The organism is Mesorhizobium sp. BHscii (assembly GCF_053848065.1).
On sequence record NZ_JBSPKW010000007.1, the window covers coordinates 83569 to 96805 of the forward strand.

Annotated in this window: 12 protein-coding genes and 2 pseudogenes; 7 read left to right on the top strand and 7 right to left on the bottom strand. The window is 63.8% G+C overall.

What is annotated here, in order from left to right; all coding sequences use genetic code 11:
• Window positions 1-8: 8 nt before the first annotated feature.
• Window positions 9-128, top strand: a pseudogene (locus ACWTU7_RS12520) (IS5/IS1182 family transposase); the annotation flags it as partial.
• A gap of 14 nt (window positions 129-142) precedes the next feature.
• Here the strand turns inward: ACWTU7_RS12520 and ACWTU7_RS12525 are convergent.
• Window positions 143-952 (bottom strand): transglutaminase-like domain-containing protein, encoded by an 810-nt coding sequence (locus ACWTU7_RS12525; protein ID WP_455838767.1) that lies wholly within the window; start codon window positions 950-952, stop codon window positions 143-145.
• Between the two features lie 209 nt (window positions 953-1161).
• On the opposite strand from ACWTU7_RS12525, the gene ACWTU7_RS12530 reads away from it, so the two are divergent.
• Together ACWTU7_RS12530 and sugE are read left to right on the top strand one after the other, a co-directional pair.
• Window positions 1162-1287: a hypothetical protein gene (locus ACWTU7_RS12530; protein WP_082982715.1), complete on the top strand. Its 126-nt coding sequence runs from the start codon at window positions 1162-1164 to the stop codon at window positions 1285-1287.
• A 189-nt stretch (window positions 1288-1476) separates the two neighbouring features.
• On the top strand, window positions 1477-1791 hold the full coding sequence (gene sugE / locus ACWTU7_RS12535; RefSeq protein WP_127211668.1) for a quaternary ammonium compound efflux SMR transporter SugE: 315 nt from the start codon (window positions 1477-1479) through the stop codon (window positions 1789-1791).
• A gap of 191 nt (window positions 1792-1982) precedes the next feature.
• Here the strand turns inward: sugE and ACWTU7_RS12540 are convergent, their stop codons facing one another.
• The gene (locus tag ACWTU7_RS12540) at window positions 1983-2411 is read right to left on the bottom strand and encodes a DUF6481 family protein (RefSeq protein WP_023801556.1); all 429 of its coding nucleotides are present in this window, start codon (window positions 2409-2411) and stop codon (window positions 1983-1985) included.
• Between the two features lie 231 nt (window positions 2412-2642).
• On the opposite strand from ACWTU7_RS12540, the gene ACWTU7_RS12545 reads away from it, so the two are divergent.
• The 4 genes and pseudogenes from ACWTU7_RS12545 to ACWTU7_RS12560 all read left to right on the top strand — a co-directional run.
• Window positions 2643-3704, top strand: a complete 1062-nt coding sequence (locus ACWTU7_RS12545) for an LLM class flavin-dependent oxidoreductase (RefSeq protein ID WP_455838865.1) — start codon at window positions 2643-2645, stop codon at window positions 3702-3704.
• Window positions 3705-3926: 222 nt separating this feature from the next.
• Complete coding sequence (locus ACWTU7_RS12550; protein WP_029347250.1) at window positions 3927-5096, top strand: AI-2E family transporter; 1170 nt, start codon at window positions 3927-3929, stop codon at window positions 5094-5096.
• Window positions 5097-5252: 156 nt separating this feature from the next.
• The gene (locus ACWTU7_RS12555; protein ID WP_455838768.1) at window positions 5253-6254 is read left to right on the top strand and encodes an LLM class flavin-dependent oxidoreductase; all 1002 of its coding nucleotides are present in this window, start codon (window positions 5253-5255) and stop codon (window positions 6252-6254) included.
• 224 nt (window positions 6255-6478) lie between these two features.
• Window positions 6479-6729 (top strand): annotated as a pseudogene (locus tag ACWTU7_RS12560) (substrate-binding domain-containing protein); the annotation flags it as partial.
• A 91-nt stretch (window positions 6730-6820) separates the two neighbouring features.
• On the opposite strand, the gene ACWTU7_RS12565 reads toward ACWTU7_RS12560, so the two are convergent.
• Genes ACWTU7_RS12565 through ACWTU7_RS12585 form a run of 5 tightly spaced genes read right to left on the bottom strand, consistent with a single transcriptional unit; the run spans window position 6821 to window position 13208 of the window.
• Window positions 6821-7282: a MarR family winged helix-turn-helix transcriptional regulator gene (locus tag ACWTU7_RS12565; RefSeq protein ID WP_029347245.1), complete on the bottom strand. Its 462-nt coding sequence runs from the start codon at window positions 7280-7282 to the stop codon at window positions 6821-6823.
• The gene (locus tag ACWTU7_RS12570; RefSeq protein WP_287337261.1) at window positions 7279-7863 is read right to left on the bottom strand and encodes an amino acid synthesis family protein; all 585 of its coding nucleotides are present in this window, start codon (window positions 7861-7863) and stop codon (window positions 7279-7281) included. Before ACWTU7_RS12570 ends, ACWTU7_RS12565 begins: the two co-directional genes overlap by 4 nt.
• Window positions 7856-8737: a UPF0280 family protein gene (locus ACWTU7_RS12575; RefSeq protein ID WP_095517526.1), complete on the bottom strand. Its 882-nt coding sequence runs from the start codon at window positions 8735-8737 to the stop codon at window positions 7856-7858. Before ACWTU7_RS12575 ends, ACWTU7_RS12570 begins: the two co-directional genes overlap by 8 nt.
• Entirely contained in the window at window positions 8737-10278 is a 1542-nt protein-coding gene (locus tag ACWTU7_RS12580) for a 6-hydroxynicotinate reductase (protein WP_455838769.1), read from the bottom strand. Before ACWTU7_RS12580 ends, ACWTU7_RS12575 begins: the two co-directional genes overlap by 1 nt.
• Window positions 10275-13208 (bottom strand): molybdopterin-dependent oxidoreductase, encoded by a 2934-nt coding sequence (locus ACWTU7_RS12585; RefSeq protein WP_455838866.1) that lies wholly within the window; start codon window positions 13206-13208, stop codon window positions 10275-10277. The genes ACWTU7_RS12580 and ACWTU7_RS12585 overlap by 4 nt, the downstream gene beginning before the upstream one ends.
• Between the last annotated feature and the right edge of the window lie 29 nt (window positions 13209-13237).

Genomic DNA, 13237 nt, shown 5'->3' on the forward strand with positions numbered 1-13237 from the left:
CAGAGCACATTGAGTGCTGCTTCTCCAAACTCAAGCAGTTCCGCCGGGTCGCAACCCGCTTCGAAAAACCCGCCCGCAATTACCGCGCCGTTGTCACTCTCGCGGCTATTGTCTTGTGGTTGCGGTAACTGTCCACACGAGCCTAGTCGACGATCTCGTTCGTCCAGACCTTGAAACCGGCCAGCGTGCCGGGCCCGAAAATATGGGTCAGCGGCACATCGGCTGCATCGCGGCCGGAGGCGATCAGGATGCGGCCGATGCGCGGCGCGTTGTTGCGCGGATCGAAGGCATGCCAGCGGCCGCCGAGATAGACCTCCATCCAGGCGGCGAAGTCCATGCCCGACCACGGTTTCGGCAGGCCGATGTCGCTGATGTAGCCGGTGCAGTAGCGCGTCGGGATGTTCAAGGCGCGGCAGAAGGCGACGGCGAGATGGGCGAAGTCGCGGCAGACCCCGCTCTGCTCGCGATAGGCTTCGGCCGCCGTGCGCGTCGGCCGCGCATTGCCGTAATTGAAGATGATGTGGTTGTGGACGAAGTCGCAGACCGCCTGCACGCGTGGAATGCCGAGCGGCGTGTGGCCGAACAGCCGCCACGCTTCGTTCGCCAGCACGTCGCTCTCGCAATAGCGGCTGGGCAGCAGGAACAGCAGCGTGTCGGACGGCAGGTCGCGCACCTCGTTCTGCCAGGCGATCAGATCGCCCATCTCGAAAGTGCCGGTATCGCGGATCACCGCGTCCGTGCCGAAGCTGAAGCGACCCGGCGGGGCGACAAGACGGTTGCACCAGTTGCCGAAACTGTCCCGGTAGCTCTCGATCGGCACCGGTGGGTTCGAGATGAGGAAGTCCGGCCGTTCGAGATCCGACGCGCGGGAATAGTGGACGTTGAGCATCGCGATCAGCGGCGTTTCCTGCGGAAAATCGAAGCTCATCTCGCAGCCGATATGGATTCGCATTGTCGTCCTGACCGGCCTGCGGGATCATCACCCGGCGAAGGCACGGGCTGTTGCTGCAGTGCAAAAAGATCATCGCACGGACCAGCGCGGTTTACGAGCGAATTAGGAACGGTTGACGTCAGCCGGCTGGCGCCGGCGCCAGATTATGCCTCTTGCGGTCGGGCGTTTCTCTTGGTTCATTTCGCTTGCCACAATGGAGGAAACGAATCATGGCTAAAGGTGCGATGAAGGCGGGCAAAGAAGCCCGCAAGCCGAAAAAGGACGCGAAGAAACCCGCCGCTGCCCCGACCCTGAAAGCGCCGCCCGTCAAAGCGACCAAACTCAAGGACAGGTAAGCCTGGGCGTTTCGACGCGAGGTCATGACCGGCGGCATTTCAGTGCCAATCGACATTCACCGGTTGGTCCTGAAATGCCGCCGGCGCTGCTGTTGATTGGGCACCCTAAATTTCTATGTCAATGCAGCGAAGACGACTTCGCGCTTTGCGAAAAGACCGGGACGACCCGCAATCCAATGGAGCGTTCCGATGTCATGGATTCTTCTCTTCTTCGCTGGTCTGTTCGAGATCGGCTGGGCGATCGGCCTCAAATACACCGATGGCTTTTCGAGGCCGCTGCCGACTGTCCTGACGGTTGTCTCGATGGTCGTCAGTCTCGTTTTGCTCGGACTGGCGCTGAAGACGCTGCCGGTCGGCACGGCCTATGCGGTGTGGACCGGCATCGGCACCGTCGGCACGGCGCTGCTTGGCATCTGGCTGCTCGGCGAGCCTGCGACCGCGATCAGGCTGGCCTGCATCGCACTCATCGTCTGCGGCATCATGGGATTGAAACTCGCGGCCTAAAGCGCGTCGCGTCTGAAGAGATTCATGCGGCGCGCTTTAAGTTCTTGTTTTTATGCATGTCGTCGTCCCAAAACCGCTGCGCACTTTTGGGCGACATGCATTAGTTTTGCTGCAAGGCCGCAGCACAAACGCCTTCAGGGCCGCTGCAAGGCGGCCCTGAATTTGATTGGTGCTATCGCGCTGTAGGAGCGCTAGCGAGCAGAAAAGCCCGGAGGCGTCCTGCCGGTGCGCTGCTTGCGCGCCGCATAGCGCGCGTCGCGCTTGGCCTTGCGCTCGGCCTCGTCGGCAAGCAAACGAGCGATGCGCTCGTTCTCTTCGGCTTCCCGGATCTTCGCTTCCGCCTGCGCCGCTTCTTCCGCAGCAATACGCGCTGCTTCGGCAGCAGCTTCGCGCTCGGCCTTTTCGGCCGCTTCGCGCGCCAGCTTTTCCTGCTTCAGCCTGGCCTTTTCGGCCTCGCGTATCGCACGAGCTTCGAGGATTGCCTTGCGTTCGGCCTGTCGTGCCAGCACCGCTGGATCGTCTGCTGCCGGCTTTGCCTTGAAGCGCTCGAGAAGCGCCTTCTTTGCCTCGTTTGCGGCATTGCGCCGCTCGAAAACGTCTTTTTCCCTATAGATAGCCAAGTCCACTTCCCTGGAGTCAATTTGCGAGGTTTACATACGCGGGAAAACCCAGAGTTCAAGCGCCAAAACGGTATGCCAGCCATGAAATTCTGAGCTGTTGCAGTCGGGAGACGCCTTTTCGGCTGAATTCGGCTGAAACGGACATGCACTGTCCACCATCCGCCCCTCTGGTGGCGCGGCGGACTGGTCGCTACCTGTAGCGCGAAAAACAAAACTCCAGGATGACACATGATGGAACTCGGTCTCTATACTTTCGCCGACGTCAGCCCGGAACCGGGCCCTGGTGCCATCGGTCCGCATGAGCGGCTGCGCAACCTGATCGAGGAGATCGAGCTGGCCGACCAGGTCGGCCTCGACGTGTTTGGGCTGGGCGAGCATCACCGTCCGGATTATGCGGCTTCAGCGCCGGTCGTAGCCCTGGCCGCGGCGGCCGAACGCACCCGGCGCATAAAGCTGACCAGCGCGGTCACCGTGCTATCCTCCGACGATCCGGTTCGCGTCTTCCAGCAGTTTGCGACGCTCGACCTTCTATCCAGCGGTCGGGCCGAGATCATGGCTGGGCGCGGCTCGTTCATCGAATCCTTTCCGCTGTTCGGCTACAATCTCGAAGACTATGACGAGCTCTTTGCCGAAAAGCTCGACCTGCTGCTTGCCATACGCGATAGCGTCAAGGTGACCTGGTCGGGCAGGCTGCGCGCTTCGATCAACGATCGCGGCGTCTACCCCCGCCCGTTCCAAGAGAGATTGCCGATCTGGATCGCGATCGGCGGCACGCCGCAATCCGCCGCGCGGGCCGGCGCGCTCGGCCTGCCGCTGGCGCTGGCCATTATCGGCGGCGCGCCGGCGCGGTTCGCGCCGCTGTTCGACATTTACAGGGAAGCGGCCAAACGGGCGGGCAACGATCCGGCTGATCTCGCTACCAGCCTCAACGTCCACGGCTTCATCGCCGAGACCACCGACCAGGCGGCTGACGATTTTTATGGGCCGCAGGCCGAGGTGATGAACCGCATTGGCCGCGAGCGTGGCTGGGGTCCGACGTCGAGGGCACATTTCGACCAGTCGCGCGGCCCGAACGGCGCGCTGTTCGTCGGCAATCCAGAACAGGTGGCCGAAAAGATCGTTGCCCAGCACAGGATGTTCGGCAACGATCGCTTCCTGCTGCAAATGGCGATCGGCACCATGGCGCATGCCAAGGTCATGAAGGCGATCGAACTCTACGGCACCAAGGTCGCGCCGATCGTGCGCAAGGAAACGGCGAAGGCCATCCCTGCCGTGGCAGCGCCGGCCGCCTGATTCGTCGGCAAGATCGTAGGGCTAAGGTCATCATCAACGCCGGCTAACGCATCGGCCCGAAAATCGGAATCGATTTTCGGAAAGCACGATGCGTAGATTCAAAGTGTCAGAGCGCACTTTGTGCGTCCAAGTGGACGCACGTCGCTCTAACGGAACTTTGAAGCCGCAAAGGCGTTTCCGCCCACGGTCTACGCCAATCGCGGTGTGCCGCCGAGGGCCAGAATGAAAGCCGAACCCGCCGCTTCGGGCGCAGGCGCTGCCGATAGCCCGGATTCGCGCGCCGAGGCGCGTGCGGATACCCATCTGATTCGTTCGCTGCTCGTTGGCATCTTCATCCTTATGGCGATCTTCGCGCTCTACTTCGCCCGTGCCTTCTTCATGCCGGTCATTCTGGCTTTCCTGCTGGCACTGACGCTGACGCCGATCGTCCGCTTCCTGCGCAAGCACGGCTTGCCCGATGCCATGTCGGCGACATTGCTGGTGCTGCTGTCGTTCTGCGTCATCGCTGTCGCAGGGTATTTGCTCAGCGGCCCGGTCATCGACCTCATCAACAACACCTCGTCGATCGGCCAGCAGCTTGCGGAACGTCTGGCGCAACTGCGCCGTCCGTTCGAAAGGATCGTGGAGATTTCGCGTCAGATAGAGGGACTAACGCAGACCTCCCAGGAGCCCGGCGTTCAGAGGGTGGCCATGGCGCCATCGGGCATTCTCTCGCAAGCCGCCGGCAATGTGCTGTCGGCCGGCACCAGCGTCACCATTGTCTTTGTCCTGTCGCTGTTCCTGCTCGCCTCCGGCACGATGTTCTATGAGAAGATTGTCCAGTCCTTCCCCAGTCTCAGCGAAAAGAAGCGGGCGCTGCGCGTCGTCTACGACGTTGAACGTGAAATCTCGCACTATCTGCTCACCGTCACGGTCATCAACGCGGGCCTCGGCACGGTCATCGGGCTCGGCCTGTGGGCCCTCGGCGTGCCCAACGCTCAGGTCTGGGGCGCGGCAGCGGCTCTGCTTAATTTCCTGCCCTATATCGGTGCGCTGATTACGATCACGCTGGTTACCGTCATCTCGCTGATCAGCTTCGAGACGATCTCCTATGCGCTGCTGGCGCCAGCATTCGTCATTTTGTGCGACGTCATCGAAGGCCAGTTTGTGACGCCGACTGTGGTTGGCCGCCGCCTCGAGATCAACGCCGTGGCGATCCTCATCGCCATTGCCTTCTGGTCCTGGTTGTGGGGCTTCGTCGGCGCGCTGATGGCGGTGCCGCTGCTGGTCGTCATCAAGGTGTTCTGCGATCATTTCGACGGCCTCAGCCATGTCGGCAATTTCCTGGCGGCGCAGCATACGGCGGTTGAGGACGAACAGATTTCAGAGACCGAGAAGGCGGCGGGCGTATGATCCGGGAACCGAGATAAGTTCCGGAGGGAATCCCTCGGACCCAAATGCCAGAGCGTCCTTTGCGGCTGCTTGGACGCGCGGCGTCTGTTCAATTTTTTGAATTTGCGGCCTTGGTGGTCGCTTCCTACATCCCTCCCGTCCATAGGATCCCCGCCCATGACCGCTCTTTCCGTTCTCGACCTGTCGCCGATCGTCGAAGGCAGCAACGCTTCGCAATCGCTCGCCAATTCACTCGATCTCGCCCGCCATGCCGAGCGGCTGGGATACAGGCGCTATTGGCTGGCCGAGCATCACAACATGCCTGGCATCGCCAGCGCCGCCACCTCCGTCGTCATTGCCCACGTCGCAGGCGGTACCAGGACGATACGCGTCGGCGCCGGCGGCATCATGCTGCCTAACCATTCGCCGCTGGTCATCGCCGAGCAGTTCGGCACGCTTAACGCATTGCATCCCGGCCGCATCGATCTCGGCCTCGGCCGGGCGCCGGGCACCGACATGGGCACTGCGCGCGCGCTGCGCCGCAATCTCAAGGCCGGCGCCGACAGTTTCCCGCAGGATGTCGTCGAGCTGATGGGCTATTTCCAGGCGGCCGAAGACGGTCAGCGTATCCGCGCCGTACCCGGCGAGGGCGAGCAGGTGCCGATCTGGATCCTGGGCTCAAGCCTCTATGGCGCACAGCTCGCAGCCATGCTCGGCCTGCCCTACGCCTTCGCCTCGCATTTCGCACCGGCCGAACTCGACCACGCACTGGAGATCTACCGCTCGCGCTTCCAGCCATCGAAAGAGCTCGACAAGCCCTATGTCATGCTCGGCCTCAACGTGTTCGCGGCGCCCTCCGACGCTGAGGCGCGGCTGCTGTTCACCTCGCTACAGCAGGCCTTCGTCAATCTGCGCACCGGCCGGCCCGGCCGATTGCCGCCGCCGGTCGAGGGATATGAGCGCGACCTCGATCCGATGGCCAAAACCATGCTTGGCCAGGCGCTGTCCTGCGCCGTCGTCGGCGCCCCGGAAACCGTCAGGCAAGGCATAGAAGCGTTTATCCGTCGCACCGGTGCCGATGAGCTGATGGTCACCGCGCAGATTTTCGACCACGCAGCGCGGGTGCGATCCTTCGAGATCCTGAGCGACGCCCACAAATCGCTGTCGGAAGCGGCCTGACAGCGGCACGGCTGGAAAGCCGTTGTGTAGCGATGCCTCACGCCCCCTCTGGCCTGCCGGACACCTCTTCGGTTGGGAATTTGCCGTCATCACGGCTTTCGCCAGTCGCCAATGTCGCGGGAGTGAGTGGGCGCGGTGCTGACGCTGCCGATCGCCCGGTCCAAACACCCCCAAAGTGGGGAGATGGCCGGAGCGCCAACGAGGAGACCTCGTCGACGGTCACAAGCTACGGCGCTTACCTTGCCGCCAAGGACGCCGGTCGCGAGCAAGACGATCAAGTTTTTCGGCGTCGACAGCCGCCGATCGAAGGCGTGCAGCTCTTGCCAACGGTGACGTTCGCCTACGTGACGCCGGGTGCCGAAGGGCTGCGGCAGGCGATCAAGTTCCTGAACGGCGAGAAAAGACCATCACGCTTCCGATGCAGAAGATCACCAAGGAAAATGCCGCCCAGCTCCTGAAGGAGAATGGGGTCTGAGACGAAGTCGTCGATGACGAGTACCTCTCGCCGTTCTACGGGGAGAGGATGCCGGCAGGCAGGTGAGGGGCAGCGCTGACCAAGGCCGTGTTCACGCCAGCTTGGCCAAAAGCTTCATGAAAATGGCGGCCTCCTTGGCGGAAAGCGGCGCCAGCGTTTCCTGTGTGATATCGCGGGCGATCGGGATCAGCCGCTCGACGGCATTGCGGCCCTCAGCAGTCAGACTGACCAGCAGGCGCCTTTTGTCGACCTCATGCTTGGAAAGCTCGACCAGGCCCCGCGCCTTGAGCCGGTCGATGACGCCTTTCACCGTCGCCGCATCCATGGCGATCAGGCTGCCAAGCTGGTTCTGCGAGGTCTCGCCGACATCGTGCAATTTGGCCAGGGCGGCGAACTGCGGCGGTGTCAGGTCGGCGATGTGCGCGGCGAAGATCGAGACATGGCGCTGGTGCGCCTTGCGCAGGATGAAGCCGACCTGCTCCTGCAAGCGGTAATCGTTTTCGTCTGGCTCCTCGGCCTCGACCAGCTTGAGCTTGACGTCCTCAGCGCTCACCGCAGTCCGTCCCAAGCCTTGATGTCTTTTGCCGCAAGGCCGCCCATGCGGTCGTGCACGCGCGGGCCGCAGGTCATGGCGAGGCAGAACAGTATCTCGTCGGGACGAGGCCCGTCGCTGATGCCGACCTCCATGGCATCGAAATGGCTGCGCACATAGGCGGCGTTGATATGGCCGAGCGGCACGTCGAGCCGCGAGCCGAAGGCGCCGACCTTCTTTGCCGATGGCACGATCGCCTTGGCGTCACCGAGCCGTTCGCGCATCGCATAGCCGCCAGGCACATGCCACAGCGCACCATGCTCCAGCTCCCCCGCGATACCGACGATGGCGCCCTTGCCGTAGCCGTCGATCTGCTTCACGTCGCCGCCCAACGCGGCGATCAGCTTGTCGGAAAGCAGCAGCCCGAGCGGCTTCAGATCGTCCATGGCGCTCTGCAGATCCTCCACGTAGCGGCCGGCGAACGGGTTCTTCACCACCGCCATGGCGGCGGCACGGCGGCGCGGCACCTTCGCCACCGGCCCGCCCTCATGAAATATCTCCTCCGTCAGCACCGCAACCTTGCGGATCGCAAACTCAGACATGGGCAATTTCCTTCCTTGATTTCTCACTGGGCGCAGTGAGCGCCATGGGACCGGCGATCCGTGCCTGACCGGCAAGGAACAGCGCTGAGGCGGCAATCAGGCCGTGTCCCCGAAACTCTTCGGCGACGGCGAGTCCGCTGTCCAGCGCCGCGGCTATTTCGCCTGACGAAAGCACACCGACGCCCTGGGTGACCCGGCGATCGCCAAGGTCGCTGTCGGGCGCCAGAGCGCGCGCCGGCACGCGCTCGACGGCAGGATGACCGGGCAGGTCGACGGCATTGGCGATCAGGGTCGCGGCGGCATCGGCTTCAGCACCCGTCCGCGCCAGCACGGTGACGGCGTCGGCGATGCCGAGCGAAAAGGAACGGCCGCGCCAGCCGCTGGTCGCGACGCCGCGGATCCCGTCTTCGGCGTGGATCGTGATGCGGTCTGCCAAACCATGGCCTGTCCCGGCAATGGCAAGGGTGATGGACCGGCCGTTGCCGAGATGGATCGCGCTGTCGCCGCCATTGTTGACGTAGGCGCGATCGAGCCGGCGCCCGGCCAGCAGCGCGCCAAGCATTTCGTCGGCTACCGAACCGGCGACGGCGGCCATGGGTGTGATGAATTGTTCCGCCAACGGATTGACCGCCGCTTCCATGCGCCGCGCCGTCGGGCCAGCGAAAGCACGTGGCCGCAAGGAGGCTGGCCGGCGCAGTTCTGGCAGCTCTTCGACGAGCTCCGACAGGATTGTTTGAAACCGCGCCACCGCCTGGCCATAGGCGGCGCGGCATTCGCTCGCATCGCCAAATGCCTCAATGATCAGGTCGATCGGGCCATGATTGAGATGCAGCCGCCTGCCGTCCTCAAGCCAATGCGCCTGCGGGCCGTTCATCACTTGACCCCGTTGCCCGCTGCGCGCCGCAACTGCGCCAGCGGCGGCCACGGATTGCTGGCCGGCGCAGCCGTGCCGCGGCGCGGATTGAGATATTCGCCGCCTTTGGCGAGAATGTCATCGACGCTGCGGATCTCGGCTTCATAGCCGCCGAGCCTGACATAGTCGTCGCGGCGCAGGGTGAACTCGATCGGCGCGACCAACGCCGGTGTCGGCACATAGCCGAAGGCGTTTTCCGGCACGCGGGTGACGTCGACCATCAGCGTGATGCCGCCGCCCGGCCAGACATAGACCGGCGCGCCGCCAACGGTCACATAAGTCGTTAGGCCCTGCACCGAGCGGGTCAGATTGACCGGGTTCTCAGTGACGCCGGCGCGCAGCGAGCCGCCGGCTCCGCCGACGAACAGCACGGTGCACAGCGCCGGCTCGCAATTGTCCTCGATCAGGCCGACAGACTTCTGCAGCCGCTCCGGGAAGGGTTTCTGCACCGGCTTCAATTCGTCGTCGAGCTCGTAATAGGCGAACTGCTCGCCGGTGGTCGAGACCATCAGCAGCGACAGGCCCGGCCGCGCGCCCTTTTTCGCATTCCATTCGCCTAGGATCGACAGCGGGTCGGAAATGCTGGTGCCGCCCCAGCCGAGGCCGGGCTCGGACACCTTGAAATAGCGGCCCGGGGTCGAACGGCGGCCGATGATTTTTATCCCCGTCTCCTGCCAGCCGAGCACCTTGCCTGCCTGATGCTCGGAGACGACGCCGGTGATGTGGTCGTCGACCACCACCACCTCGTCGACCAGGCCGCGCCATTGGGTGGCGAACATGCCGATCGTGGCCGAGCCGCAGCCGACGCGCATGCGGTGTTCGAGCTTGCCGTCGATGACCGGCGGCTTGCCGGCTTCGACGATCACCGTGGCACCGCCATCGATAGCAAGTTCGACCGGCTTGCGGTTGCACAGATTAAGCAGCGCATCGCAGGTGGCGCGGCCTTCCGCTTTCGAGCCGCCGGTCAGATGATGCACGCCGCCGAGCGACAGCATCTGCGAACCGTATTCGCCTGTCGTGACATGGCCGATCGCTTCGCCTCCGGCGCGCACCGTCGCCGTTTCGGGGCCGATATGACGGTCGGTATCGATCTTAACCTTGACGCCGCAGTAGGAGAAGATGCCCTCGGTGACTATGGTGACGAGATCGACGCCTTCGACCTGCTGGCTGACGATGAAAGGGGCCGGCTTGTAGTCGGGGTAGGTGGTGCCGGCGCCGATCGCGGTGACGAAGCGGCGGCCCGTGTTGACCAGTTCGCCGTCCCATTCTTCGCCCTCGGCGATAAACGGTACGACCGCGCCACCGGTCTCGGTCGCGTGGTCGAGGATGGTCAGCGGATCCATCCGCACGATCCTGCCGCCGACATTGCCGTAGCGATCACAGGCGCCGGTACGGCCGTCTGATATGTAGCACATCACCGGGCAGGCATCGCAGCGGATCTTCTCCGCCACCTGCTTCTCGCCGGGATCATGCGTTTCGAAGCGTTCGGCCAGCTCGCTCATCGGCGTGCCTCCTTGTCCCGTATCGCCGCGCGGATGCGGCTCGGCGTCGCCGGAATTTTGGTGACCAGGACACCAGTGGCATGACGGATGGCATTGAGGATCGCGGGCGCCGTCGGGATCAGCACGTGTTCGCCCAGACCCTTGGCGCCAAAGGGTCCTTCCGGATCCGGAACTTCGATCAGGATGGTCTCGATCGGCGGTACGTCGCCAATGGTCGGGATGAGATAGTCGTGCAGATTCTCGGTGCGGCCGGGGATGTATTCCTCCATCAGCGCCATGCCGATGCCTTGCGCGATGCCGCCCTCGATCTGGCCTTCGGCGAGCAGCGGATTGATCGCCTTGCCGACATCATGCGCGGCGGTGATCTTGATCAGCTTCACCGTACCGAGCTTGAGGTCGACTTCCAGTTCGGCGATCTGCGCGCCGTAGCCGTAGACCGCGTAAGGCTTGCCCTGGCCCTTGGCGTCGAGCGGCAATGTCGGCGGGTCGTAGCTTTCCTCGGCGCGGAAAACGAAGCCATCGGCATCGGCGTTCAGCGTTGACAAATCGATATGCCGGGTCGCTTCGCCCTCGCGGATGACCAGGCTTGCGCCGTCCAGAGCGATCACCGCCTTCTCCGACACGTTGGCAAAGCGCAGCATGGTCTCGCGCAAGGCGCGGCCGGCCTTTTCGGCGGCCTTGCCGGTCACGAAGGTCTGGCGCGAAGCGGATGTCTTGCCGGCGTCCGGCGTGATCTCCGTGTCGGCGCTTTTCAGCCGGAATTTTTCCAGCGGCAGGCCGAGCGCGTCGGCGCAGATCTGGGCAATGACCGTGTTCGAGCCTTGACCGATGTCAACCGCACCCTGATGCAGGACGACATCGCCGGAGGCGGAGATGCCGACCCTGATGGTCGACGGATTGGGCAGCGAGGTGTTGCCGCAGCCATACCAGCAAGAGGCGACACCGACGCCGCGTTTTTTTGTGCTGCTGCCGGCGTTGAACAACTCGGCATCGACAAGGGCGCGCATCCAATGCGGCCGCAGCGCTTCAAGGCATTCGGCGATGCCGACGCCCGATTCCAGCCTCTGGCCCGTAACCGTTTCGGAGCCGTTCCGAAGACAGTTTTTCAAGCGAAAATCGAGCCGATCCAGCCCAAGCTTTTCGGCCAGCTCGTCATAGAGCGTCTCCTGCATGATCGTCGCCTGCGGCACGCCGAAGCCGCGGAAGGCGCCGGAGATCGGCCCATTGGTGTGAATAGCGCGGCCTTCGGCGCGATAGTTCGGCGTTGCATAGGGACCGGAGGCATGTACCGGCACGCGGTTGGCGACGGTCGGACCCCAGCTCGCATAGGCGCCGGTGTTGAAATCGCCTGCAAAGACCATGCCGATGATGCGGCCATCGGCATCGGCGCCGATCGTCGCCTTCATCTCAGCGGGATGGCGCTTCGTGGTCGAGATCATCGATTCATTGCGGGTGTAGGCGAGTGCGGCCGGCCGGCCGGTCTTCATGGCGACTAGGCCGATGAGAGGCTGCAACGAGACATCGAGTTTCGAGCCGAAGCCGCCGCCGGTGGCGGTTGGCATGATGCGCACCTTGTCGACGGCAAGTGCAAGTACCTTTGCCACATCGTCGCGGTCCATGTACGGCGCCTGCGTGCAGGCGACGACGACCAGCGTGTCGCCGTCCATATAGGCATGGCCGGCTTCCGGCTCGATATAGGCGTGCTCGACGTAGGACGTGTCGATGGCGCCGGAAACCGTGAAAGCCGCGCCGGCAAGCGCAGCTTCGGGGTCACCGCGCTCGACAAAGCCGGTGGTGAGCAGGTTTGCCGGCCTATCTTCGTGGATCAGTTGTGCGCCGCCGGCTTGCGCCTCGCAGGGCTGCAGAACGTGCGGCAACTCAGTCCAACGAACAGGGAAATCCGAAAGGTCGAGATCGAGCATGGCCTCGCGCTCACCGGCAACCAGCGCCACCGCCTCGCCGCGAAAGCGCGAAAAACCTTCGGCCAGCGCCGGCTGATCGGCAAAAGGCGCAATGACACCGAAGCTGTTCTTTCCTGGAATGTCGGCAGCGGTGTAGACGCCGACGATGCCGGGATGAGCTTTTATCCAGGCGTCGAGATCGCCGAAAGCGAAGCGGGCATGATAATGCGGCGAGCGGACCACCAGCACCGCCAGCGCATCGGCCGGAAAGGAATCGCCGCCGAATTTTTCGCCTCCAGTGACTTTCGGCAGGCCGTCGAGCCTGATCGGCGACGAACCGACGGCGTGGCCTGAGATTGGCATTCTGCGGTCAAGGTCGAGATCCAGCCGCTTAAGTTGGTGCTGCCCCTCAACCTCACCCCGTGAAAGACGGGGAGAGGGGGACGCCGGCGCTGGAGCTTGTCCCTTCTCCCCGTCACTATACGGGGAGAAGGTGCCGGCAGGCGGATTGGGGCCAGCGCCGTCGGTCGAGAGTTCGCTCGCGAACCGTCCAGCATTCATCACCGCAGCGATGATCTTGCGGTAGCCGGTGCAGCGGCAGAGGACGCCGCCCAGTGCATCCTGTGTTTCAGCCTCGGTTGGGTTGGGCTTGCTGTCGAGAAGTGCGGTCGCCGCGACCAGCAGGCCGGGTGTGCAGATGCCACACTGCGCTGCGCCATGATCGAGGAACGAGGCCTGCAGCGCCGATATACTGCCGTTGGCGAGACCCTCGACGGTCGTCACCACGGTGCCAGCGGCAGAAGCCACTGACATGAGGCAGGCGCAGACCGGTTCGCCATCGACAAGCACTGTGCAAGCGCCGCAGTCGCCGGCGTCGCAGCCGACCTTGGTGCCGGTCAGGTGCAATTCGTCGCGCAGCACCGAAGAGAGACGGCGAACCGGCGGCACGCAGACAGAAACGGCGGCGCCGTTGACCTCGAAAGCGATGTCGGCGCGTTCCATGCTCATGCCAGGCTGAGGTTCGCTCATGCCAGGCTGAGCTTCGCTCATGCCAGGCT